This is a genomic window from Nocardia sp. NPDC060249 (assembly GCF_042728755.1).
Classification (GTDB): Bacteria; Actinomycetota; Actinomycetes; order Mycobacteriales; family Mycobacteriaceae; genus Nocardia.
The window spans coordinates 30,987-54,597 of the sequence record NZ_JBHXAQ010000020.1; the positions used below are offsets into that span (position 1 = coordinate 30,987).

A 23,611-nucleotide genomic window follows, 5' to 3' on the forward strand; every position below is an offset into this window, starting at 1 on the left:
GGTGCGAACATCACCTGGCGTCCGTACCGGAAAACCAACCCAGCCGACCGGACATCAAGGGGGAGTTTTGTCTGTCACATCAGAGCTGGCGGCCGCCGAATCGGAGGCCGACAGATCGGAGCGGCCGTCGCCGCAGTCGAGTGGAGGAATGCGGTCGCTGCGGCGATTTCTGCCGTTTCTCCGGCCTTACCGGGTGCCGCTGCTGCTGGCCAACGTGCTGGCGATCGTCACCGCGAGCACCGCGATCGCGATTCCGCTCGTCATCGCGCGGGTGGTCGACGGGCCGATCGCGCGGCGGGACTTCGTCGGTCTGCTGGCGCCGGTCGCGCTGATCTTCGTGCTCGGATCACTCGAATCGTTCGGTATGTGGGGCAGGCGATGGCTGGTGTCCAAGCCTTCGACGATGTTCGAAATCACCATGCGTGCCAAGCTTTTCACGCAACTTCAGGCCCTCTCGATCGGCCGTCACGACGGGTGGCAGTCGGGTCAGCTGCTCTCGCGCGCCATCGACGATCTGTCGGTGTTGCGGCGGTTCGTCGCGTTCGCCGGTCCGTTCCTCATCGTCAACGGGGTGATCATGCCCACCGGGCTGATCGTCTTGTTCGCGATGAATTGGCAGGTGGGACTGATCTTCACGGTGACCTCCCTGCCGCTGACGCTGTTCTGCGCGCGCTTCGTCCGCCGGTTCGAGGTGGCCTCGCGGCGCTCGCAGGACCAGTCCGGCGACCTGGCCACCATCGCCCAGGAATCCGCGCAGGGCGTGCGGGTGCTCAAGGCGCTGGGGCGTGGCCGCTTCTTCGGGATGCGTTTCACCGCGCTCTCGCGCGAACTGCGGCGCACGGAGATGGAGAAGGTGCGCCTGGACGCCACGCTCTGGGCTGCGCTGGTGACCTTGCCGACGGTGTCGATCGCGCTGTCGCTCGGGGTGGGCGGCTACTCGGTGGTGCACGGGTCGATGACGATGGGCACGCTCGTCGCGAGCATCACGCTGGCCACATTCCTGCAGTGGCCGATCATCTGGCTGGGCTTCCTGCTGTCGGAGCTGTTCGAGGCGCGCACCGCGGCCGATCGTTTCTGGGAGATCATCGACACCCCGCTCGACATCACCGATCCGCCGCACCCGGCGGAACTACCCGACCCGCTGCACGGGGAACTGGTCATCGACCGGGTCCGTTTCGCCTACCCGCGATCCGGGGACGGTCCGGAGCACACCGTGCTGGAAGAGATCTCGCTGCGGATCCGGCCGGGAGAGACCGTCGCGCTCGTCGGCGCGACGGGCAGCGGTAAGACCGCCCTGCTCGAACTGATTCCCCGGCTCTACGACGTCAGCGGTGGCCGGATCACCATCGACGGCGTCGACATCGCCACGCTGCGCCTGGCGCAGTTGCGCCGGGTGGTGACGGTGGCCTTCGAGGAACCGGTGCTGTTCTCGGCCAGCGTGCGCGAGAACGTGGCGCTGGGCGACCCGCGTGCCACCGACGCCGACGTGCGCCAGGCGCTCGATATCGCGCAGGCGAGCGAGTTCGTCGACGCGTTGCCGTGGGGGCTCGATACCCGCATCGGTGAGCAGGGCATGAGTCTGTCGGGCGGACAGCGTCAGCGTCTTGCGCTGGCCAGAGCTGTGCTCACCGGCGAGACCACCGCCCACGGCCGGATCATGGTCCTCGACGATCCGCTCTCGGCGCTGGACGTGGAAACCGAAGAGCGCGTGCAGGATCAGCTGCGGGCGGTGCTCTCCGGCGCGACCACCCTGCTCGTCGCGCACCGGCCGTCCACTGCCGCGCTGGCCGACCGCGTCGCCCTGCTGGCCGACGGACGCATCGTCGCCGAGGGCAGCCACGAGAAACTGCTGCGCACGAGCAGCCACTACCGCGAACTGATGGGAGGTGAGACATGAGCACCGAGACGGTGACCACGGAAAAGGATGTGCCGGAGGAGAGGTCCGATCTGGCGGCCGACTGGCGCGGTATCGCCAAAGAGGACGACACCGTCACCGGAACCGGAAACCTGGTGCTGGCCGGGCGATCCCGGCGATTGCTCCTCGATCTGGTGCGGCCCTACCGCAAGCAGGCGATTCTCACCTTCGTCCTGATCCTGCTCGACAACGCGGCCAAGGTCTCGCTGCCGCTGTTCATCGCCTACGGGCTCGACCACGGCATCAGCCAAGGCCGCCAAGGCAATTGGACGCCGATGATCGCGACCGTCGCCGGATTCGTCGCGGTGACGGTGCTGTCGGGGCTCACCACCTTCGCCTTCCTGCGGGCCTCCGGGTCGCTGAGTCAGCGGGTGCTGTTCGACCTGCGTGTGCGCGCGTTCCGGCACACGCAGCGATTGAGCGTGTCGTTCCACGAGAAGTACACCTCGGGCAAGGTCGTCACCCGGCTCACCAGCGATATCGAAGCACTGCAGGAACTGCTCGAAGGCGCGCTGAATCAGGCGCTGAGCGCGGTGATCTCGGTGGTGACCATCGCGGCCCTGCTGATCTGGCTCGACCCGCTGCTCGCCTCGATCGTGCTGATCGGGTTCGTGCCGCTGGTGCTGGTCACCCGGTGGGCGCAGCGGCGTCAGCGCGCGGGCTACCGGCGCACACGCGGGGCGATCTCGCGCGTTGTCGTGCAGTTCGTCGAGTCGATGAGCGGCATGCGGGCGGTGCAGGCGTTCCGGCGCGAACACCGCAACGAGGAGGTCCTCGGCGTCGAGGATTCGGCGTACCAGAAGGCCACGACCACCGCGGTCCGCGGGATGGGCGACTACGTCGGGCTCTCCAACTTCATCGGCAAGCTGACCACGGTGATCGTGCTGCTGGTCGGCGCCTGGCAGGTGATGGAGGGCAACCTCGCGATCGGGGTGCTCGCCGCGTATCTGCTCTACCTCGACCAGTTCTACGGTCCGCTCGACGAACTCGCGCAGGTGTTCAACTCCTACCAGTCCGCCGCCGCGGCGCTGGAGAAGATCTCCGGCGTGCTCGAGGAGGAGCCGGCCGTCGCCGAACCCGAACACCCGGTCGCACTGGAGCGGGCGACCGGTGCGGTGCGGATGGACCAGGTCTGGTTCGGCTACAACGCCACGTCGGTGCTGCCGGAATTCGACCTGGAGATCCCGGCCGGACAGGTGGTGGCGCTGGTCGGCGCCACCGGCGCGGGCAAGTCGACGCTGGCGAAACTGCTCACCCGGTTCTACGACCCGAGCGGTGGCGTCATCACGCTCGACGACGTGGATCTGCGGCACCTGGCCGATGTCGAGCTGCGCAGGCACGTCGTGATGATCACGCAGGAGGCCTACCTGTTCTCCGGCACCATCGCCGACAACATCCGGCTCGGCAGGCCCGATGCGACCGATGCCGAGGTGGCCGCGGCCGCGCGCGCGGTGGGGCTGGACGCCTTCGTCGGCGGACTGCCCGACGGCTATGCCACCGACGTGCGTACGCGCGGAGGCAGGCTCTCGGCGGGCCAGCGTCAGCTGGTGGCGTTTGCGCGGGTGTTCCTGGCCGATCCGGCGGTGATCGTCCTCGACGAGGCCACCTCCAGCCTGGATATCCCGGGTGAGCGGCTGGTGCAGCACGCGCTGGAGACCTTGCTGCGCGACCGCACGGCCGTGATCATCGCCCACCGGCTGTCCACCGTGGCCATTGCCGACCGGGTGCTGGTGCTCGACGGCGGCCGGATCGTGGAGGACGGCGCACCGGCGGAGTTGATCGCCGGCCAGGGCCGCTTCGCGGGATTGCACGCCGCATGGCGGGATTCGCTGGTGTGATGCGCCCGTGTTGTGCAGCGCCGGGGCTGGTGTCGCTTACCGTAGAGAGGTGACGACCCCAGCCCCGGGCCCGGCCGACGGCCCCACCGAGATCAGACCTGCCTCCCGGTGGCCTGCGGTGCTCACCTGGCGTGCCCACGACAACACCCGCATGGAATCGGTGCGGGTGACGGTGAACGGCAATCGGATCAGGGCGGCGGGCCGGATGATCGGCTGCGCCGGCGATGAGCACCCGGCATTCAGCGCGTCGTACGACCTGGTCACCGACGAAGTGGGCGCGACGCGGCGGTTGTCGCTGCGCACCACCACGGCGGCCGGTGAACGCCACGCCTCGATCTCGCGCGACGAGGAGAACTACTGGCTCGTCGACGCGGGCGGCACCCACGTGCGCTCCACCTTCGGCGGCGCCCTCGACGTCGACGTGGTGCTGAGCCCGTTCTTCAACACGCTGCCCATCCGCCGGTTCGGCCTGCAGAACGCCGTCGGCGACGTCCAGGTCCCCGTCGTGTACGTGCGACTACCCGACCTGCTGGTGCAGGAGGCCGAGCTCACCTACTCGAGCGCCTCCGACGGGATCAATGTCCTCTCGCCGGTCTCGAGTGCCACCCTGACGGTCGATCCGGAAGGTTTCGTCCTCGACTACCCGGGACTGGCCGAACGCGCCTGATCCCGGCGTCGCGGTTTCGTGGGCGAACGGACACGTACTCAGAGTGCGCGGAGTGCCCCACCGTCGCGACCCGCGCGGTGCAGCGCACCGAGCCAGTCGCCGGCGCCAGGGGTGATGCCGGTGATGTCCCAGGTGGCGCGGTCGTCGTAGGCGGTGCGGCCGCGGAAACCCCTCTCGACGAGGTCGCCGAGCCGGCCGTCCGCGCGCAGGCGATCGCGGGCGGTGACAAGTGTCTCGATGGCCTCGTCGAGCACCCGTTCCAGCGCGGCCGCGTTCGGCTCGCAGATGGCGCGCACCAGGTCGGGCGCGGTGCCCGCGACGCGGGTTCCGTCCCGGAACGAACCCGCCGCGAGACCGAGCGCCAGCTTCCCGCCCGCGGCCCCCGCTTCGGCCAGCGCTTCGGCCAGCACATGCGGCAGATGCGAGATCCGCGCGACAGCCTGATCGTGTTCCTCGGCGAGCACCGGAACCACCACCGACCCACAGTCCAGCGCCAGGCGCACCACCCGGGACCACGGTTCCGCCCGTGTTCCCGCGTCCACTCCGACGGCCCAGACCGCACCCTGGAAAAGATCGGGATCAGTAGCAGCCCAACCGGATCGGGCGGTTCCTGTCATCGGATGCCCGCCGACGTACAACGCCTCCAGCCCGTGCTTTCGCACCGCGTCCAGCACCGGCCCCTTCACGCTCACCACATCGGTCAGCGGGCATCCGGGCGCGAGCGCGGCGATGTCGGCCAGCAGGTGTTCGACCGCGGGCATCGGCACCGCGATCACCAGCAGCGCGTCCACCTCGGCAGCCCGAACCAGCACCGCGGACAGATCGCCGGATACCTCGAAGCCGTCCTGACACGCCGCGGAAACACCGGATTCGGAGCGGTTGTAGCCGAACGCCCGGTACCCCGCCGCGACGGCGGCGCGCAGCAGCGAACCACCGATCAGGCCGGTCCCGAGGACGCAAACAGCCCCACGCTCGTCGATGCTCATCGCAATAGATTGGCACACGAGTTCATCATTAGGGGTGGGACAGACTACCGTTTGGTCCATGGCAGCACAGCGCTCGGGCACGAACAGGGCGACGTCGGATGACGACTTCGACGTCGAAGGGTTCGCAGTGGCCGTGGTCCGCGAAGAAGGCACATGGCGGGTCAGCCCGCTCAGCTCCGATGCCCTGCACGATCTGTCGGCCGCCGAAACCGAACTGAAGGCTTTGCGCAGCTCAGGTGCGGTGTTCGGCCTGATCGACGTCGACGACGAATTCTTCATCGTGTTGCGTCCCGCGCCGAGCGGCACCCGTCTGCTCGTCTCCGACGCCACCGCGGCGATCGACTACGACATCGCCGCCGACGTCTTGGACGCGCTCAATGTCGAGATCCCCGACATCGACCCCGACGATCTCGACGACGTCGAGCCGTGGGAAGAGGGCGACCTGGGCGTGCTGGCCGACCTCGGCCTGCCCGAACCGGTCCTCAGCGTGATCATCGCCGAAACCGACCTCTACCCCGACGAGCAGCTCGGCATGATCGCCCAGCGGCTCGGTTTCGCCGACGAATTCGCCGCGGTCCTGGACAAAATGCCGAGGTGACCGACGAGGAGATGATGCGCGCCGCCCTGGCGGCCGCAGCCGGCGCCGACCCGCGCGATGTGCCGGTCGGCGCCGTCGTCTTCGATGCGCACGGCCGCGAACTGGCCCGCGCCACCAACGCGAGAGAAGCCCTCGGCGACCCCACCGCGCATGCCGAAGTCCTGGCCTTGCGCGCGGCCGCGGCAGTGCACGGCGACGGCTGGCGACTGGAAGGCGCGACCCTCGCGGTCACCCTGGAGCCGTGCACGATGTGCGCGGGCGCCCTGGTCCTGGCGCGAATCGGCAAGGTTGTGTTCGGCGCCTGGGAACCCAAAACCGGTGCCGTCGGCTCGCTCTGGGACGTAGTGCGCGACCGCCGTCTCAACCACCGCCCCGAAGTCCGCGGCGGCATCCTCGAACCGGAGTGCGTCGACCTCCTCGACACCTTCTTCAAAAACCAACGCTGACCAGCCGATTTAACAATCTCGCACCCACTCCGGTACCGTAGTCGGCGGTGGCGTGTCCGAGCGGCCTAAGGAGCACGCCTCGAAAGCGTGTGAGGGGTAACCCCCCTCCGAGGGTTCAAATCCCTCCGCCACCGCCAAAGCCCCTCACCTGTTCACGCAGGTGGGGGGCTTTTTCTTGTCCGAAAAGTGCGGCGGTACGACGACGGCGAGGTCCGCACGGCTCGGGTGAAATGGTGCCGGAAGGTGACGGGGGTGGCGAAACCGGCCGCGGTCGCGATTTCCTCGATCGGTGCGTCGCCGGTCTCGAGCATGGCCAGTGCCGCCTGGATCCGCTGGGCGATCAGCCATTTGCTCGGGGTCGCCCCGGTTTCCCGGACGAAATGGCGCAGGTAGGTGCGGGGCGAGAGGCCGGCGACCCGGGCCAGATCGGGTACGGCGATCGGGTCGGCGAGGTGTTCGAGCGCCCAGGAGAGGCTGCGGGCGATGGGGGCATCGAGGGGTTCGGGAGGCATGGGGGACTCGATGTATTGGGCTTGGCCGCCCGCGCGGTGGGGCTGGATGACGAGGCGGCGGGCGACGGCGTTGGCGACGGACGCGCCCAGGTCGTTGCGAACCAGATGGAGCGCCAGGTCCAGTCCGGCGGCGCAGCCCGCGCTGGTCAGGATGTCGCCTTCGTCGGTGTAGAGGGGTTCGGGGTCGACCTCGATCAGTGGGTAGCGCTCGCGCAGCAGGTCGGCGTATCGCCAGTGGGTGGTGGCTCGGCGGCCGTCGAGCAAGCCCGCGGCGGCGAGGGCGAACGCGCCCGAGCAGATCGACACGATCCGGGAGCCGTTGCTGTGCGCCCGGCGCAGCGCGTCGATCAGTTCCGGCGAGGTCCGCGCGCGTGGGTCGGCGACGCTCGGGACCACGACCGTGTCGGCGGCGGCGAATTCCGCGAGGCCGTAGGGGCTGGTCAGGGTCGCGCCGCCGATCACGCGGACGGGGTCGGGGGTTTCGGTGCAGATTTTCAGCTCGTACCAGGGCTGCTCGATATCGGGCCAGGTCAGGCCGAAGACCTCGATGACGATGCCGGTTTCGAACGCCGTCATCCCGTCGTACGCCAGCACGGAGACAGACCTCATGTCTAAATCTTAGCGATAGTCGTCATATACGCCACTTCTCCCGATGGCGCGGAAGTCCGACCATGGAGATATGTTGAAGCAACTGAAGGACTTCGCCATCGGAATCCACACTGCGAACGCGATCCGGCACGGCATCCGCCCGCCTGTCGCGGCTCGGCCCGACCGCCGGAAGCCGCAGTGTGGGGGAGCGCGGACCACCCGGTAGCGGCAAGATCTGTCGTCGGGTATTCACCTCGTCCGACCTGCGGTGTATTCCTCGCGTAATAGACTGGGTTACACCGAATCCGGGAAGGAACGATGATTATGCGCGGGCGACAGCCGCCACCCGCGAAGTCCGGAATCGGGCTCGGGGGAAAGCTTCTGGTCCTGGTCGTGCTCGGCTGGGTCGCCGTCGGGCTGCTCGCGGCCGGGCAGCGTCATCACTTCGCGCACCTGCCCAAGCAGTGTTCGGACTGGGCGACCATCGCGGTCACCGCCGCGGCGGGGCCCGCGAACTACATCGGGCTCAATCCGCGCGTCACCGAATGCCAAGTGCCGCAACCGAGTCAGTAGCGACATGGCCGGGGAACCTGCGTTCCCCGGCCGTCGACGCTCAGTGCTGCGGTAGTGGCTCGACCTTGCGCTGTTCGGCCTGGACCTCGCGCAGCCGCGAGCCCTCGATGTCGATATCGGGCACGATCCGGTCCAGCCATCGCGGCAACCACCACGCCCACTTGCCCAGCAGCACAAGCAAAGCGGGAATGAGCACCATCCGGACGACGAACGCGTCCAAGGCCACGCCCGCCGCCAGCGCGAAGCCCATCGACTTGGCGGTGACATCGGATTCCAGCAGGAACGAACCGAACACCGAGATCATGATGATCGCCGCGGAGGTCACCACGCGCGCACCGTGGTGATAGCCCTTGATCACGGCGTCGGTGGGGTCGGCGCCGTGTACGTATTCCTCGCGCATGCGGGTCACCAGGAACACCTGGTAGTCCATGGCCAAGCCGAACACCAAGCCGATCAACATGATCGGCAGGAAGCTGACCAAGGGATGTGGATCCTTGATCAGCCCGAGCTCGCCCTCCTGGAAGATGAGCACGGTCGCGCCGAAGGTGGCGCCCATCGACAGCAGGAAGCCCAGCGCGGCGGTGAGCGGGACCAGGATCGAGCGGAACACCAGGATCAGCAGGATGAACGCCGCGCCTGCCACGATCGCCATGTACGGCACGATCTTGCTCAACAGGACATGGTCGATGTCGGCGTAGATGGCCGTGGTTCCGGTGATGCCGTACGACATCTTGTACTGCTCGTGCAGATCCGCTTCCGCGGCGCGTGCCGACTGCACCAGATCCTTCGTCGACTGCGCGTTGGGCCCGGTCTTGGGAATGCCGTTGATCAGGGCGCCCGCGCCGTCCTTGCTCATCTGCGGCTCGGTGACCAGATCCATGTCGGGGTAGGACTGCAGCTTGTCGCGCAAGGCATTCAGCGCCGCCGCCCGCTGATCGGCGGGGGTGTCACTGAGGTCGACGGCCACCTGGAGCACACCGTTGCTGCCTTCGCCGAAGCCTTCGGTGCGCAGGTCGTAGGCCTTACGGACGGTGGTCGACTTGGGCAGGCTGTCCTCGCCCGGCAGGCCGAGGTTCAGATTCAGCGCCGGTGCGGCGAGCAGGCCGAGCACCACGATGGCCAGGATCATCGTGACCGCGGGGAATTTGGCGATCACCCTGGCCACCCGGGTGCCGTTGGTGACGACACTGTCGTCTTCGGGATCGTGCTGGGCGATCAGCGGCAGCTTGGGCTTGAACAGCGCCTTGCCGAAGGCGCCGAGCAGCGCGGGCATCAGGGTGATGGCGGTGAGCACGGCGAACGCCGCCGCGATGGCGCCGCCCAGACCCATGAACGTCAGGAATCTGACCCCGACGATGCTCAGCCCGACCAGCGCGATGATGACGGTGAGCCCGGCGAACACCACCGCCGAACCCGCCGTGCCCAACGCGGTACCGGCCGCTTCCTCGGCGGAATCCTGCACCGCCAGTTCGTGTTTGTAGCGCGAGACGATGAACAGCGCGTAGTCGATGGAGAGCGCGATGCCGATCATCGAGGCCAGGAACGTGGTGAAGCTCGGCACCGACAGCACCGAGGTCGACAGGAAGATCAGCGACGTCGCCGCGCCGAGCCCGACGATCGCGGTGATGATCGGCACGAACGCGGCGACGACGGCGCCGAACGCCACGATCATCACCACCAATGCCACGGCCATACCGATCATCTCGGACTTGCCGCTCGGCATCTCCTGTTCCATCGCGATGGTCCCGCTGATCTCGACCGTCAGCCCGGCCGCACGGGCGGAGTCGCCGGCGTTGTAGGCGGCCTCGCGTTCGTCGGCGGTGATGTCGGCGAAGTCGGTGATCGTGAACGGGACGCTGAAGTACGCGACGGTCTCGGGTGCGGTCTTGCTCAGCACGTTCAGGGGCGCGCCACTGCACGTCGACGGATCGGGTTGCCCAGTGAGACAGCCCATTTCCTCGGTCGCGGTGATCGGGTTCACGATCGGCTCGGTATGGTCGACGATCTCGAGTTGATCGAGCTTGCCGATCAGGTCATCGATCGCGGCGCGGTTGGCCGGATCGGTGAGCTTCTGGCCTGCGGGTGCGCCCACGACATAGGTGCCGGTCACCGCGTCGAACGCGAATGCCTCCGACATACCGGGGAAGTGCTTGTCGAGGATTTCGGTGGCCCGCTCGGAAGGCAGGTTCGGCATGCTGAAGTCATCGGTCATCGGCTTCTGCAACGAGGATCCCAGCCCCGCGAGCACCATGAAGAACAGCAACCAGACGGGCAGCACAATCCATTTGCGGCGAAAGGCCAGCTTGCCCCACCGGTAGAGATAGATGGACACGGTTCTTCTCCTCGTGGATCGGTGCGGAGCGCGGATCGGAGGTGTAGCCGGGTCGAACTAGCCCTGAGTCTGGTGCCCAGCAACGGCGATATCAAGCACCGGTGCAGCGCGGATGCCGAAAACGAACGGCCCCGCAATCCGACAGCGGATTGCGGGGCCGTGCTCGAGGTTGCGGGTCAGCCCACCGAAACCGGGTGTTTCACCGTTTCGGCGTTCTCGGCACGCAGCTGCTCGAGCTTCGCGCCCTCGACGTCGATATCGGGCACGACGCGGTCGAGCCACTTCGGCATCCACCACGCCCACTTACCCATGATCACCAGCAGTGCGGGCACGACGACCATGCGAACGATGAACGCGTCGATCGCCACACCGGCGGCCAGCGCGAAACCGAACGACTTGGCGGTGACGTCGGTTTCCAGGATGAAGGAGCCGAACACCGAGATCATGATGATCGCGGCCGAGGTCACCACGCGAGCACCGTGGTGGTAGCCGGAGACCATCGCGTCCTTGGGCGATTTGCCGTGCACGAATTCCTCGCGCATCCGGGTCACCAGGAATACCTGGTAGTCCATCGCCAAGCCGAACACCAAGCCGATCAACATGATCGGCAGGAAGCTGACCAGCGGCTGCGGATCCTCGATCAGCCCGAACTTGCCCTGCTGGAAGATCAGCACGGTCGCGCCGAAGGTGGCACCCATCGACAGCAGGAAGCCGAGCGCGGCGGTGAGCGGGACCAGGATCGAGCGGAACACCAGGATCAGCAGGATGAACGCGGCACCGGCCACGATCGCCAGGTACGGCAGGATCTTGCTGAGCAGTACGTGGTCGACGTCGGCGTAGATGGCGGTGGTGCCGGTGATGCCGTACTCCATGCCGTACTGCGCGTTCAGATCCGCTTCCGCGCCACGTGCTTCGGCGACCAGATCCTTGGTGTCCTGGTTGTTCGGACCGGACTTCGGGACACCGTTGAGCATGGCGCCCTGGTTGTCCTTGCTCCACACCGGCTCGGTGACGTAGTCCATGCCCTCGTAGGACTGGAGCTTGGCACGCAGCGCACCGACCGCGGCCTCACGCTCGCCCTCGGGCGTCGCACTCAAATCCGCGGCGACCATGAGGACACCGTTGCTGCCTTCACCGAAGCCTTCGGTGCGCAGGTCGTAGGCCTTCCGGATGGTGGAGGTCTTCGGCATGCTGTCATCGCCGGGCAGGCCGAGGTTCAGACCGGCGGCGGGCGCGGCGAGCGCACCGAGCACGAGCACCGACAGGATCAACGCGACCCACGGCGCCTTGGCGATCACCTTGGCGAAACGCTGACCGTTGGTGACCGAGTTCTCGTCGTCGGGATCGTGCTGTGCCACGACCGGCAGCTTCGGCTTGAACAGCGACTTGCCGAACGCACCCATCAGCGCGGGCATCAGGGTGATGGCGGTGAGCACGGCGAACGCGGCGGCGATGGCGCCACCCAGACCCATGAAGGTCAGGAACTCCACGCCGACGATGCCGAGCGCGCCGAGCGCGATGATGACGGTGAGGCCGGCGAACACCACGGCCGAACCGGCGGTGCCGAGCGCGGTACCCGCGGCTTCTTCGGCCGAATCACGCACGGCCAGTTCGTGTTTGTACCGGGAGACGATGAACAGCGCGTAGTCGATCGACAGCGCGATACCGATCATCGAGGCCAGGAAGGTGGTGAAGCCGGGCACCTCCATCACCGAGGTGCCGAGCATGATCAGCGAGGTCGCCGCGCCGAGGCCGACGATGGCGGTGATGATGGGCACGACCGCGGCGACGATGGCGCCGAAGGCCACCACCATCACGATCAGCGCGACACCCATGCCGATCAGTTCGGACTTGCCGCTCGGCTGCTCCTGCTTCATCGCGATCGAGCCGCTGAGCTCGACGGTCAGCCCGGCGTTGCGGGCTTCGGCGCCGACCTCGAAGGCGGCATCGCGCTCGGCGTCGGTCACGTCGGTGACGGCCTTGATGGTGAACGGGACGCTGAGCACGCCGACGGTGTCGGGTGCGGTCTCGCTCAGCACGTTGAGCGGGGCGGACGAGCACTTCGAGGGGTCAGGGGCGGCGAGGCAGCCCATCTCCTCGGTGGCCGCGACCGGGCTGGTCAGCTTCTTCTCGTGATCGACGATCGACAGGTCGTTGAGCTTGGCGATGAATGCCTCGATCGCGGCCCGGTTGGCCGGGTCGGTGAGCTTCTGCCCCTCCGGCGCGCCGATCACGTAGGTGCCGGTGACGGCATCCATCGAGAACTGCTCGGACATACCCTCGAAGTGCTTGTCGAGGATCTCGTTGGCGCGGGCCGAGGGCAGCTCGGGCATGCTGAAGTCGTTGGACATCGGCTTGCTCAGGGTGGCGCCGAGGCCGCCGAGCAGCACGAACAGCAGTAGCCAGACCGGCAACACGATCCACTTACGGCGGAAAGCGAACTTTCCCCATCTGTACAGGTATACGGACACGCGGGTGCTCCTAGCGCGAAGAACGGGTGGGTGGCATGGCTCGTAGACAGCACTCGCGGGCCACCCCTGCGGGACCCGCCTCCACAACATCGTTTTCTGCCTACCGTGCGGTAGGTAGACTACCTAGTAGATAAGTGGAGGAGCAACCTCAATATTGGGGGCTCCGGATCCGTCACACCGAATCATGGGAGGATTGCCGCCATGGCCGCCCGAGACATCGCCGACACCGTCACCGCAGGTGGGGGCACTAAACAGGCGATCCGCGACGCCGCGGTCCAGCTGTTCGCCGCCAAGGGGTTCGAGCAGACGAGCCTGCGCGAGGTGGCGGATGTGGTGGGAATCACGAAGGCTTCGCTCTATTACCACTACGCGTCGAAGCTCGATCTGCTTCTGGCGATCATCGATCCGATCATCGATCACATGCGCGACATCGTCGAGGACATCGAGGCCGTTCCCTACAACGACGAGGGTATCCGCGCGGTCCTGCGCACCTACCTGCGCGGCATGATCCGCCATCGCGACGCGGGCGCGCTCTGCGTGCGCGACACCGCGGCCATCGTCAACGCCATCGCCGACCGCTACCCCGACCTGATGGAACCCACCCGTGAGCTGCGGCAATGGCTGGCCGGGCCCAATCCGACCCAGGACTCTCAGCTGCGGGCCGCGGCGGCGATCGAGGTGCTGGGGGTGGCGCTGCTGTCGTCCGAGCTCGCGCCGGGCGCCACCGACGAGATGGTCGAGAAAACCCTCCTGGACGCGGCGACCTGCGTACTGACCGCATGCGGCACCGCGTAAGTTCGACACCGTGCATATCACCGCCAGGGTCGATTACGCGGTGCGAACGCTGCTCGAGCTCGCCGCGGCCGACGGAGTCGTCAAGTCCGAGGCCATCGCCGCCGCCGCGCAGATCCCGCCGAAGGTGCTGGAGACGGTGCTGGCCGAACTGCGTCGCGCCGAGCTCGTGCTGAGCAGGCGCGGGCCCGATGGCGGGTATCGCCTCGGCAGGCCCGCGACCGAGATCTCGGTGGCCGATGTGATCCGCGCCGTGGAGTCGCCGCTGGCGTCGGTGCGCGGGCAGCGGCCCGAGGATGTGCGCTATCCCGGCGCCGCGGAACCGCTGCAGCAGGTGTGGATCGCGCTGCGGGTCAATATCAGGGCGGTGCTGGAGAACGTCTCCATCGCCGACGTCGCCACCGACCGGCTGCCCGGGTTCATCGGTGAACTGGTCGCCGACCCCGGCGCCTGGGCGCGTCGGGAGCCCCGCACGCCCGCGGGCGCATGAGGTTGTCCACAGGCTGAGAGTTATCCACAGGGTGGGTAAAAGTCCTCGGCGCTGGTCATCGCCGCGCTGTAGCCTTCGACCATCATGTTGATCACCCTGCTACGGACCTACTTGGCCCCGTACCGCGCTCAGCTGGCGGGTGTCCTCGTACTCCAGCTGATCTCGGTTATCGCGATGCTCTACCTGCCCAGTCTCAACGCCGACCTGATCGACGACGGTGTCACCAAGGGCGACATCGGTTTCATCTGGACCACCGGTCTGTGGATGCTCGCGGTGAGCTGCGTGCAGATCGTGGCCTCGGCGGCGTCGGTGTACTTCGGCGCGCAGGCGGCGATGGGCGCAGGCCGGGACATGCGTGGTGGCGTGCTGCACCGGGTGGAGACGTTCTCGGCCCGAGAGGTGGGGATGTTCGGCGCGCCGTCGCTGATCACCCGCTCGACCAACGACATTCAGCAGGTCCAGCTGCTCATCGTGATGTCGGTGACGATCCTGGTGATGGCGCCGATCATGTGCGTCGGTGGCGTCATCATGGCGCTGCGCGAGGATCTCGGGCTCTCGTGGTTGCTGTTGATCGCGGTGCCCGCCCTCGCCCTGTCCATGGGCACGATCGTGGCCAGGATGGTGCCGGGGTTCCGGCAGATGCAGGAACGCATCGACGGAGTCAACCGCGTGCTGCGCGAGCAGATCACCGGCATCAGGGTGGTGCGCGCGTTTGTGCGCGAGCGGCAGGAGACCTGGCGCTTCGGGATGGCCAACACCGCGCTCACCGACGCGTCGCTGCGCGTGGGCAAGCTGATGGCGCTGATGTTCCCGACCGTGATGTTGATCAGCAATCTGACCGCGGTCGGGGTGATCTGGTTCGGCGGTCACCATGTGGACAACGGCACCATGCAGATCGGCTCGCTCACCGCGATGCTGTCCTACGTCATGCAGATCCTGATGGCCGTCATGATGGCCTCGTTCCTGGCGATGATGGCCCCGCGCGCGGCCGTCTCCGCCGATCGGATCGGCGCGGTGCTCGAGACCGAGTCCTCGGTCCGCCCGCCGCGGTTGCCGCAGTCGTTCAAGGGCGACCCGGCCACCATCGACATGCAGTTCGCGGAATTCGCCTACCCCGGCGCGGAGAAGCCCGTGCTGCGCGGGATCCGATTCCAGGTGGCGCCCGGCACCACCACCGCCGTCGTCGGTTCGACCGGCGCGGGCAAGACCACACTGCTCAACCTGATCCCGCGCCTGATCGACGTCACCGACGGCGCGGTCTACGTGGGCGGCACCGATGTACGCCACCTCGACCTCGAACTGCTGCGGAGCGGGATCGGATTGGTGCCGCAGAAGGCCTATCTGTTCTCCGGCACCATCGCGACCAACCTGCGCTACGGCAAGCCCGAAGCCACCGACGACGAACTCTGGCACGCACTCGAGGTCGCCCAGGCAGCCGATTTCGTGCGGGAGATGCCCCAGGGTCTCGATACCCCGGTGGCTCAGGGCGGCACGACGGTGTCGGGCGGTCAGCGCCAGCGGCTGTGTATCGCCCGCGCGCTGGTGCGCAAACCGCGGATCTTCCTGTTCGACGATTCGTTCTCCGCGCTCGACGTCGCCACCGACGCCCGGCTGCGGGCCGCGCTCGAGCCCGAGACCGCGGATGCCTCGGTGATCATCGTGGCCCAGCGGATTCAGACAATTCGCGACGCCGACCAGATCGTCGTCCTCGAAGACGGTGCGATCGCGGGCATCGGAACCCATGACCACCTGATGCAGCGCTGCTCGGAGTACCGCGAGATCGTCGAGTCCCAGCTGAGCGTGGAGGAAGCCCGATGAGGCCAGGTGGACCCGTTCCCGGAGCGCCGGGAACGAAGGCCAAGTCGTTCAAGCCGTCGCTCAAACGACTGGTGAGCAGGCTGGCTCCCGAGAAGTTCACCGTCGGTGTGATCGTCGCGCTGGTGATCACCTCCGTGGTGCTCAATACGCTCGGCCCGTACCTGCTCGGCAGGGCCACGAACCTGGTGTTCGACGGCTTCGTCGGCAAGCAGCTGGAACCCGGCCTCACCAAGGACCAGACCGTCGAACTGCTGCGTAGCCAAGGCGAGACCACCCGCGCCGACATGCTCTCGGCGATGAACGTGATCCCCGGTACCGGCATCGACTTCGACGCCGTCGGCCGCGTGCTGATGCTCGTGCTCGCGCTGTACGTGACCGCCGCGATATTCGGCTGGCTACAGGGTTATCTGCTCAATATCGCCATCAACCGCACCGTGAAGCGGCTGCGCGACGAGGTGGAGCAGAAGCTGCACCGGCTGCCGCTGCGCTACTTCGACACCGCGCCGCGCGGTGACGTGCTCAGCCGCGTCACCAACGACGTCGACAATGTCTCGCAGAGCTTGCAGCAGACGATGAGCCAGCTGCTGGTCTCGCTGTTCACCGTGATCGGCATCCTGATCATGATGTTCTGGATCTCGCCGTTGCTGGCGCTGATCGCGCTGCTCACGGTGCCCGCCGCGATCGTGGTCACCGCGCAGATCGCCAAGCGATCCAAGCCGCACTTCGTCAACCAGTGGAAATTCACCGGCGAGGTGAACTCCTCGGTGGAGGAGGCCTACACGGGCCACGAGATCATCACCGCGTTCGGCCGCGGCCGCGAGGTCGGCGAGGAGTTCGACCAGCGCAACAACAAGCTCTACGACGCGAGCTTCAAGGCGCAGTTCATCTCCGGCCTGATCATGCCCGCCATCATGTTCCTCGGGAACGTGAACTTCGTGTTCATCGCGCTGGTCGGCGGGCTGCGGGTGGCCACCGGCAACCTGTCGCTCGGCGACGTGCAGGCGTTCATCCAGTACTCGCGCCAGTTCAGCCAGCCGCTCACCCAGATCGGTGCGATGGCGAACCTGCTGCAGTCCGGCGTCGCCTCGGCGGAGCGGATCTTCGAGATCCTCGACGCCGAGGAACAGAGGCCCGATCCGCTGGTGGAGAACGCGCGTCCGGTGGATCGCGGGCGGGTGGAGTTCGAGGCGGTGTCCTTCGGCTACGACCCGGAAACTCCGGTCATCGAACGGCTTTCGCTGGTGGCCGATCCCGGCCACGTGGTCGCCATCGTCGGCCCGACCGGCGCGGGCAAGACCACGCTGGTGAACCTGCTGATGCGCTTCTACGAACTCGACGCGGGCACCATCGCCATCGACGACGTCGACATCACCACCATCACCCGCGATCACCTGCGCTCGCGCATCGGCATGGTGCTGCAGGACACCTGGCTGTTCAAGGGCACCATCCGCGAGAACATCGCCTACGGCAACCCGACGGCCTCGGAAGCCGACATCCAGGCCGCGGCCAGGGCGGCCTATGTCGACCGGTTCGTGCACTCGCTCCCCAACGGCTACGACACGGTCATCGACGAGGAGGGCGGCGGGGTGAGCGCGGGTGAGAAGCAGCTCATCACCATCGCCCGCGCGTTCCTGGCCAAGCCGTCGATCCTGATCCTGGACGAGGCGACCAGTTCGGTCGACACCCGCACCGAGTCGCTGGTCCAGCACGCCACCGCGGCGTTGCGCCGCGATCGCACCAGTTTCGTGATCGCGCATCGGCTTTCGACGATTCGTGACGCGGATCTGATCGTCGTGATGGACAAGGGGCGCATCGTCGAACACGGCACCCACGAGCGGCTGCTCGCCGAGCGCGGGCCCTACTACAACCTGTACAACGCCCAGTTCGCGGCCGCTCAGTAAGGCCCTGGCACGATGGGTCGGTGGCCGACAGCAGCGAGTTCTCCTTCGAAGTAGGCACCCGTCTGGACGGGGGCAGGCACGGTCGGACCGGGGTGATCTCCACCCCGCACGGCGAGATCGCCACGCCTGCCTTCATTCCGGTGGGAACGAAGGCTTCGGTGAAGGCCGTGCTGCCGGAGACGATGCGCGAGATCGGGGCACAGGCGCTGCTGGCCAACGCCTACCACCTGTACCTGCAGCCCGGTGCCGACGTCGTCGACGAGGCGGGTGGGCTCGGGAAGTTCATGAATTGGCCGGGGCCCACCTTCACCGACAGCGGCGGGTTCCAGGTGATGTCGCTGGGGGTCGGGTTCAAGAAGGTCCTCGCCATGGAGGCCGTGGATATCCGGTCCGATCAGGTGATCGCGGCGGGCAAGGAGCGCCTGGCCACCGTCGATGACGACGGGGTCACCTTCCGTTCGCACCTGGACGGTTCGAAGCATCGCTTCACGCCCGAGGTGTCGATGGGCATCCAGCACGAACTCGGGGCCGACATCATGTTCGCCTTCGACGAGCTGACCACCTTGATGAATACCCGTGGCTATCAAGAGAAGTCGTTGCAGCGCACGCACGAGTGGGCGCAGCGGTGCATCGACGAACACGAACGGCTCACCGCCGTGCGCGGTCATCGGCCCTATCAGGCGCTGTTCGCGGTGATCCAGGGTGCGCAGTACGAAGATCTGCGGCGCAAGGCTTGTCGTGAGCTGGAGTCGATCCGGGGCAGTGGTGGAACGGAATTCGACGGCTACGGCATCGGCGGTGCGCTGGAAAAGCACAATCTCGGGACGATCGTCGGGTGGTGCTGTGATGAGCTGCCCGAGGCCAAACCGCGCCACATGCTGGGAATCAGCGAACCGGAGGACATGTTCACCGCGATCGAGAACGGGGCGGACACGTTCGACTGCGTCAATCCCTCACGGGTGGCGCGCAATGCCGCGATCTATGTCGACGAGGGCCGGTTCAACATCAACACCGCCCGGTTCCGTCGCGACTTCACCCCGATCGACGAGAACTGTGACTGCTACACCTGCGCCCACTACACCCGCGCCTACCTGCATCACCTGTTCAAGGCCAAGGAGATGCTCTCGGCCACACTGTGCACAATTCACAACGAGCGGTTCACGATTCGCCTCGTCGACCGCATCAGGGCCAGCATCGAGGGCGGCTACTTCGACGAGTTCAAGAAGGAGTTCTTGGGCCAGTGGCGGGGCCGGATCAAGGTGCCGGGGGAGTAGGCGGCGGACCTTCCGACCCGCCGCCCGCCCCGCGGGCTAGTCGTGCAGCGCGTCGACCTTCGCCGGAGCGTAGGTCGGTTCGGTCTTCTTGAGGAGGGCGATGACGCGGTAGGTGATCGGCATCACGAGCACCTCGCACAGGGTCTTCCACAGGAAGCCGACGATGACGTAGTTGATGAACGACTGCCAGGTGTTGATGCCGATGGCGGTAGCGGCGATCGAGCAGAAGATCAGGGTGTCGGCGAACTCGCCGACAACGGTGGAGCCGATCAGGCGGGCCCAGAGGTGCTTTTCCTTGGTGCGTTCCTTGATCAGCACCAGGGTGGCCGAGTTGAGCAGCTGGCCGACGAAGTAGCCGGCGAGACCGGCGAGCACCAGCTGGGGGGTGGTGCCGAGGACCGTGCGGAAGGCTTCCTGGTTCTCGTAGAAGCCGGCGGGAGGCAGCCGGATGGCGATGTAGAAGCAGCCGACGGTGAGCAGCAGCGCGCCGAAACCGGTGTAGATGGCGTGGCGGGTGGCGCGGAAGCCGTAGACCTCGCTGAGCACGTCGCCGAGGATGTAGGCCAGCGGGAACAGGAAGAAGGCGCCGTCGGTCGCGATCGGCAGGATCTGGATCGGGCCCAGCATCACCGAACTGTCGGTGAAGAACTCCACACCCTTGGTGGCGCAGATATTGGAGATGATCAGCGTCGCGGTGAACAGGGCGACGATTACCGGATAGAACCCCCGCGCAACCTGGGCGAATGCCGCATGTTCCGGCGCGGGGTGCCCAGATTCAGCTGGTTTGTCGAGCGAGTTTGTATCAGTCACGGCCCATATTCTCCCAGGTCCGCCAAACCTGATGGGTCTCTATCAAGGGCGGCCCGAAGGGCCCCGCCTCGAGCGCGCCAGCGCTCATCGAGCGCATATGGAATACGCTGTCGTTATGACGAATCCCGGCGATTCCGACGAGTGGTGGAAGCAGTACGGCGGCTCCGGCGTGTCCCCGGAGTCCGGCGCGCCGGGTTCGGTGCCGCAGCATCCGACCTCCCAGCCGTCGCAGCCTTCCCAATATCCGTCGTCGCCGCAGTATCCGCAGCAGCCGGCGCCGCCCCCTTCGCAGCCGCAGTATCCGCAGCAGCCGCCGTCGCAGCCGCAGTACCAGCAGCCCAGCCAGCCGCAGTATCCGCAGCAGCCGCCCGCTTACGGGCAGCAGCCCGGTTACGGCGGGTATCCGGCGGCGGGCGCGTACCAGCCCTACGGGCAGTACCCGCAGCCGCAGGGTACTAACGGCCTGGCGATCGGCGCGCTGGTCTCCTCGCTGATCGGTCTGTGCAGCTGCGGTATCGGCGCGATCGTCGGCATCATTCTCGGCGTGATGGCGCTCAACCAGATCAAGGAGCGCGGCGGCGAGGGTAAGGGCATGGCGCAGGCGGGCATCTGGATCGGTGTCGCCGCGATCGTGGGCTGGGTCCTCTACATCCTCTTCTTCGTGGTGCTCGGCATCGCCGGTGGATTCGACACGTCCACGACCTACTGATCTCCCGACGAAACAGGGGCGCTTCCGGAATCCGGAAGCGCCCCTGTTGTTTTCGTCAGATGCGGGCGATCAGCCCTTGACGACCTGCGTGCCGCCGGCGAACTTGTCGTGCCAGCCCTGCTTGTTCGGGTCGTTGTTGATGGTGACCGCGATGTAGATCGACAGGCCGGTGGTGACCAGACCGCCGAGGCAGTAGACCACCAGCGGAGCCAGGAAGATGTTGCGCTTGAGCGACGCTTCGGGGGTGAGCTTCGGCGCGCCGCCGGGGGCGAGCACGCGCAGACCGAGCAGCTTCTTGCCGAGCGTGGTGCCCTGGGTCGTCTCGAGTCCCACGTTGTAACCGACGTAGGCGATACCCATGATGATCCAGAGCACGACGCCTGCGAGGAACGGGCTGTCCAACAGCGCGAAGCTGATGCCGAGGTTCACGAAGAACAGCGGAATGCCGATGATGATGCCGTCGATGACGCGCGCGCCGAGTCGAACGCCCAGATCAGCGGGCAGTACGCCGCCGAAGCCCTGCGGCTGACCGTACTGGCCCTGCGGCTGACCGTACTGACCCTGCTGCGGGTAGGCCTGCTGACCATACGGGTCCTGCCCGTAGGCCGGCTGCTGCTGGCCGTAGGGGTCCGGCTGGCCGTAACCGGGCTGGGGTGCCCCGCCGTGTCCGGGCTGGCCGTACGGCTGCTGCTGGCCGTAGCCGGGCTGTGGCTGCTGCTGGCCGTAGGGGTCCTGGCCGTAGCCGCCGGGCTGACCGCCCTGCGGGTACTGGTTGGGGTCGTAACCACCGCTGGTCATAATCTCAGTCCTCGTTTTGATCTTCTAGATCGGTCGATGCGTACGTTACGGACATCCCTCTGGTCGGAACAACCCGATAGGCTCGAGTATCCATGGTTTCTCGGGGATGCGCGCTGGGTCGAAAACTTCGCGCAGCTCGGCAGTCGTCCGTGCGGAGTACCCGAGTGACTCCGCGATCGCCGCCACCACGTCTCCGGGCGTGTTGCCCAGGGCACGCTGATCCGAAAGGCTCACGGCGCCATCGCGTTTCGCCAGTCGCTTACCCTCCTCGTTGAGCACGAGCGGCACGTGGGCGTAGGTCGGGACGGTGAGTCCGAGCAGTTGCGCGAGGTAGGCCTGGCGCGGGGTGGACGGCAGTAGATCGTCGCCGCGAACCACCTGGTCAACGCCCTGGGCGGCATCGTCGACGACGACGGTGAGGTTGTAGGCGGGGACACCGTCGCCGCGGCGCAACACCAGATCGTCGACAGCGCCCCGATATCGGCCGTGCAGCAGATCGGTGATCTCGTACTCGGTGACGTCGGCGCGCAATCGCACTGCGCCTACCCGTCCTTCGGCCCGCTTGGCCGCGCGCTCGGCAGCGCTGAGCTGACGGCAGGTGCCGGGGTAGGCGCCCATCGGCCCGTGCGGTGCGGTGGCGGCCTGCTGGATTTCGCGTCTGGTGCAGAAACATTCATAGGTGCGCCCGGCCGCGGTAAGTTCGGTCACAGCGGCCGCGTAGTTCGGCAGTCGTTCGGATTGGTAGACCACGGGGCCGTCCCAGTCGATGCCGATCGCGGCGAGGTCGTCGAGCTGGCGCTGTGCGGCACCGGGCCGGACCCGGTCCAGATCGTCGACGCGAATCAGGAACTCGCGCGCGGAGGTTCGCGCGAAAAGCCAGGCGAGCACCGCGGTACGCAGGTTTCCCACGTGCAGCTCGCCCGAAGGGCTCGGCGCGTAGCGGCCCGCGCCTCGACTCGTTGGCACCCCTCGATCCTAGGTGGGCTCGCGGCACAGCCGCGTTCGCAGCCGTTCCTCGGCGATGACGTCACCGGCGTCGAGCGCTGCGATCAGTTCTCGCGCGTGCGCGATCAGTCCGGCGCGGTCGATGTCGTGCTGCTGGGCATTCGCCGGGTAGGACCCGAGTCGCTCACTCGCGCGGCGCAGGAGAGTGCCCGCGCCTTTGGCGTTGCCTCGCTGGATGTGGGTGAGGCCGACGGCGTATTGGGCCAGCCCCTGCCAGAGCATCCGCTCGGCAACCGGTCCGTTCTTCCATGCCGCCTCCAGTACTTCGTGGGCATTGAATGCCAATCCGTCGTCCAGCAGTTGCTGAGCGAAGGTGAGAGTTTGCTGGGGCCCGAGCTCGAGGTCGTCGGGAATTCGGGCGACTCCGGCACTGCCGGGGGGCAGCGGTCGGCCGAGTCGATCGCGGGGGCGGTCGTTACGGGCACGACCTGCGGTGTCACGGTCACGGGAGATCATTCCCCCATGATCCACGCCTGCCCCCGATGGTGCTCATGTGGCTGCTGAGGTACTCGAGAAATTGACGTATCACGGACCAATCACATGGAAGTAAATCAGGATGTGTCGACCGGATCGGGAATGGGTAAGGGGCCTGGCAATGCCCCCGCAAACGTGAAGCTTCGCAAGCTTGGCAAAACGATATGGGAAAGCAAATTCTCTTCCGCAACATTGCGGAAGACCTGCTAGTGTTTCTTCCGCGGGGGCAGCCCCCGGAGGCGGAAACGCCTTGATGCGCTGGTTCGTGCCGGTCAGTTGCGCGTGCCGTGTGGCAGTGCCTTGTGTGCCACGAAGTAACTCATCGGTCGCGCCGGATTTCGGAATGTTGCAACGATTCCAGGAGTTATCCCCTCTTCTCGATGAACCAAAGGAGCAAGTGCCGTGGAAGTTGATGTGACCGACGCTGTGTGGCGGAAGAGCACCTACAGCGGACCCGATGGGAACTGTGTCGAAGTAGCCTTTCTCGCCGGCGGCGATATCGCCGTTCGCGACACGAAGGATCGCGGCCGTGGACCCGTGCTGGCCTTCGGTCCAGGGCAGTGGCGAGCCTTTCTCGCCGATGTCACCGCGGGAGAGTTCGCGCGCGGCTGAGC

21 protein-coding genes and 1 tRNA gene are annotated in these 23,611 nt (G+C 66.9%); 14 read left to right on the forward strand and 8 right to left on the reverse strand.

Annotation, left to right across the window (positions count from 1 at the left end; translation table 11 throughout):
• Positions 1-67: 67 nt before the first annotated feature.
• The 3 genes from ACFWFP_RS33160 to ACFWFP_RS33170 are packed head-to-tail and all read left to right on the forward strand — an operon-like array spanning position 68 to position 4,420.
• Entirely contained in the window at positions 68-1,897 is a 1,830-nt protein-coding gene (locus ACFWFP_RS33160; RefSeq protein WP_379301741.1) for an ABC transporter ATP-binding protein, read from the forward strand.
• Positions 1,894-3,753 (forward strand): ABC transporter ATP-binding protein, encoded by a 1,860-nt coding sequence (locus ACFWFP_RS33165; protein WP_379301743.1) that lies wholly within the window; start codon positions 1,894-1,896, stop codon positions 3,751-3,753. The genes ACFWFP_RS33160 and ACFWFP_RS33165 overlap by 4 nt, the downstream gene beginning before the upstream one ends.
• A gap of 49 nt (positions 3,754-3,802) precedes the next feature.
• The gene (locus ACFWFP_RS33170) at positions 3,803-4,420 is read left to right on the forward strand and encodes a putative glycolipid-binding domain-containing protein (RefSeq protein ID WP_379301745.1); all 618 of its coding nucleotides are present in this window, start codon (positions 3,803-3,805) and stop codon (positions 4,418-4,420) included.
• 38 nt (positions 4,421-4,458) lie between these two features.
• Here ACFWFP_RS33170 and ACFWFP_RS33175 read toward each other — a convergent pair whose 3' ends face one another.
• Complete coding sequence (locus ACFWFP_RS33175; protein WP_379301747.1) at positions 4,459-5,406, reverse strand: prephenate dehydrogenase; 948 nt, start codon at positions 5,404-5,406, stop codon at positions 4,459-4,461.
• Positions 5,407-5,464: 58 nt separating this feature from the next.
• On the opposite strand from ACFWFP_RS33175, the gene ACFWFP_RS33180 reads away from it, so the two are divergent.
• From ACFWFP_RS33180 to ACFWFP_RS33190, 3 genes are all read left to right on the forward strand, one after another.
• Positions 5,465-6,004 carry a tRNA adenosine deaminase-associated protein gene (locus ACFWFP_RS33180; RefSeq protein ID WP_379301748.1) on the forward strand — a complete coding sequence of 180 codons (540 nt, stop codon included), beginning with the start codon at positions 5,465-5,467 and terminating at the stop codon, positions 6,002-6,004.
• Between the two features lie 11 nt (positions 6,005-6,015).
• Positions 6,016-6,450 (forward strand): nucleoside deaminase, encoded by a 435-nt coding sequence (locus ACFWFP_RS33185; RefSeq protein WP_379301799.1) that lies wholly within the window; start codon positions 6,016-6,018, stop codon positions 6,448-6,450.
• A gap of 46 nt (positions 6,451-6,496) precedes the next feature.
• Positions 6,497-6,587, forward strand: a tRNA-Ser gene (locus ACFWFP_RS33190).
• Positions 6,588-6,602: 15 nt separating this feature from the next.
• On the opposite strand, the gene ACFWFP_RS33195 is transcribed toward ACFWFP_RS33190, so the two are convergent.
• Complete coding sequence (locus ACFWFP_RS33195; protein ID WP_379301750.1) at positions 6,603-7,571, reverse strand: GlxA family transcriptional regulator; 969 nt, start codon at positions 7,569-7,571, stop codon at positions 6,603-6,605.
• Between the two features lie 303 nt (positions 7,572-7,874).
• Between ACFWFP_RS33195 and ACFWFP_RS33200 the strand changes: the two genes are divergently transcribed.
• Positions 7,875-8,123 (forward strand): hypothetical protein, encoded by a 249-nt coding sequence (locus ACFWFP_RS33200; protein WP_358102963.1) that lies wholly within the window; start codon positions 7,875-7,877, stop codon positions 8,121-8,123.
• A 40-nt stretch (positions 8,124-8,163) separates the two neighbouring features.
• Here ACFWFP_RS33200 and ACFWFP_RS33205 read toward each other — a convergent pair whose 3' ends face one another.
• Both ACFWFP_RS33205 and ACFWFP_RS33210 read right to left on the reverse strand, forming a co-directional pair.
• Positions 8,164-10,455 carry an MMPL family transporter gene (locus tag ACFWFP_RS33205; protein ID WP_379301752.1) on the reverse strand — a complete coding sequence of 764 codons (2,292 nt, stop codon included), beginning with the start codon at positions 10,453-10,455 and terminating at the stop codon, positions 8,164-8,166.
• A 176-nt stretch (positions 10,456-10,631) separates the two neighbouring features.
• Positions 10,632-12,926 carry an MMPL family transporter gene (locus ACFWFP_RS33210; RefSeq protein WP_379301754.1) on the reverse strand — a complete coding sequence of 765 codons (2,295 nt, stop codon included), beginning with the start codon at positions 12,924-12,926 and terminating at the stop codon, positions 10,632-10,634.
• A 201-nt stretch (positions 12,927-13,127) separates the two neighbouring features.
• On the opposite strand from ACFWFP_RS33210, the gene ACFWFP_RS33215 reads away from it, so the two are divergent.
• The 5 genes from ACFWFP_RS33215 (at position 13,128) to tgt (ending at position 19,201) form a co-directional block, all read left to right on the forward strand.
• On the forward strand, positions 13,128-13,721 hold the full coding sequence (locus tag ACFWFP_RS33215) for a TetR/AcrR family transcriptional regulator (protein WP_379301756.1): 594 nt from the start codon (positions 13,128-13,130) through the stop codon (positions 13,719-13,721).
• 10 nt (positions 13,722-13,731) lie between these two features.
• The gene (locus ACFWFP_RS33220; protein WP_379301758.1) at positions 13,732-14,208 is read left to right on the forward strand and encodes an RrF2 family transcriptional regulator; all 477 of its coding nucleotides are present in this window, start codon (positions 13,732-13,734) and stop codon (positions 14,206-14,208) included.
• An 84-nt stretch (positions 14,209-14,292) separates the two neighbouring features.
• Positions 14,293-16,026 carry an ABC transporter ATP-binding protein gene (locus tag ACFWFP_RS33225; RefSeq protein WP_379301760.1) on the forward strand — a complete coding sequence of 578 codons (1,734 nt, stop codon included), beginning with the start codon at positions 14,293-14,295 and terminating at the stop codon, positions 16,024-16,026.
• Positions 16,023-17,927: an ABC transporter ATP-binding protein gene (locus tag ACFWFP_RS33230; protein WP_379301761.1), complete on the forward strand. Its 1,905-nt coding sequence runs from the start codon at positions 16,023-16,025 to the stop codon at positions 17,925-17,927. The genes ACFWFP_RS33225 and ACFWFP_RS33230 overlap by 4 nt, the downstream gene beginning before the upstream one ends.
• A gap of 20 nt (positions 17,928-17,947) precedes the next feature.
• Positions 17,948-19,201: a tRNA guanosine(34) transglycosylase Tgt gene (gene tgt, locus ACFWFP_RS33235; RefSeq protein ID WP_378994448.1), complete on the forward strand. Its 1,254-nt coding sequence runs from the start codon at positions 17,948-17,950 to the stop codon at positions 19,199-19,201.
• 36 nt (positions 19,202-19,237) lie between these two features.
• Here the strand turns inward: tgt and ACFWFP_RS33240 are convergent, their stop codons facing one another.
• The gene (locus tag ACFWFP_RS33240; protein WP_379301762.1) at positions 19,238-20,011 is read right to left on the reverse strand and encodes a queuosine precursor transporter; all 774 of its coding nucleotides are present in this window, start codon (positions 20,009-20,011) and stop codon (positions 19,238-19,240) included.
• Between the two features lie 115 nt (positions 20,012-20,126).
• Between ACFWFP_RS33240 and ACFWFP_RS33245 the strand changes: the two genes are divergently transcribed.
• Positions 20,127-20,720, forward strand: a complete 594-nt coding sequence (locus ACFWFP_RS33245) for a DUF4190 domain-containing protein (protein WP_379301763.1) — start codon at positions 20,127-20,129, stop codon at positions 20,718-20,720.
• A gap of 69 nt (positions 20,721-20,789) precedes the next feature.
• Here ACFWFP_RS33245 and ACFWFP_RS33250 read toward each other — a convergent pair whose 3' ends face one another.
• From ACFWFP_RS33250 to ACFWFP_RS33260, 3 genes are read right to left on the reverse strand one after another with little or no spacing between them, the layout of a single operon-like run.
• A complete protein-coding gene (locus ACFWFP_RS33250; RefSeq protein WP_379301765.1) occupies positions 20,790-21,518 on the reverse strand; it encodes an RDD family protein in 729 nt (242 codons plus the stop codon).
• 45 nt (positions 21,519-21,563) lie between these two features.
• Positions 21,564-22,484, reverse strand: coding sequence for a tRNA glutamyl-Q(34) synthetase GluQRS (gluQRS, locus tag ACFWFP_RS33255; RefSeq protein WP_379301767.1), 921 nt, complete (start codon positions 22,482-22,484; stop codon positions 21,564-21,566).
• 9 nt (positions 22,485-22,493) lie between these two features.
• On the reverse strand, positions 22,494-22,979 hold the full coding sequence (locus ACFWFP_RS33260) for a DUF309 domain-containing protein (protein ID WP_379301769.1): 486 nt from the start codon (positions 22,977-22,979) through the stop codon (positions 22,494-22,496).
• Positions 22,980-23,399: 420 nt separating this feature from the next.
• Between ACFWFP_RS33260 and ACFWFP_RS33265 the strand changes: the two genes are divergently transcribed.
• Positions 23,400-23,609: a DUF397 domain-containing protein gene (locus ACFWFP_RS33265; protein WP_378638552.1), complete on the forward strand. Its 210-nt coding sequence runs from the start codon at positions 23,400-23,402 to the stop codon at positions 23,607-23,609.
• Positions 23,610-23,611 lie beyond the last annotated feature (2 nt).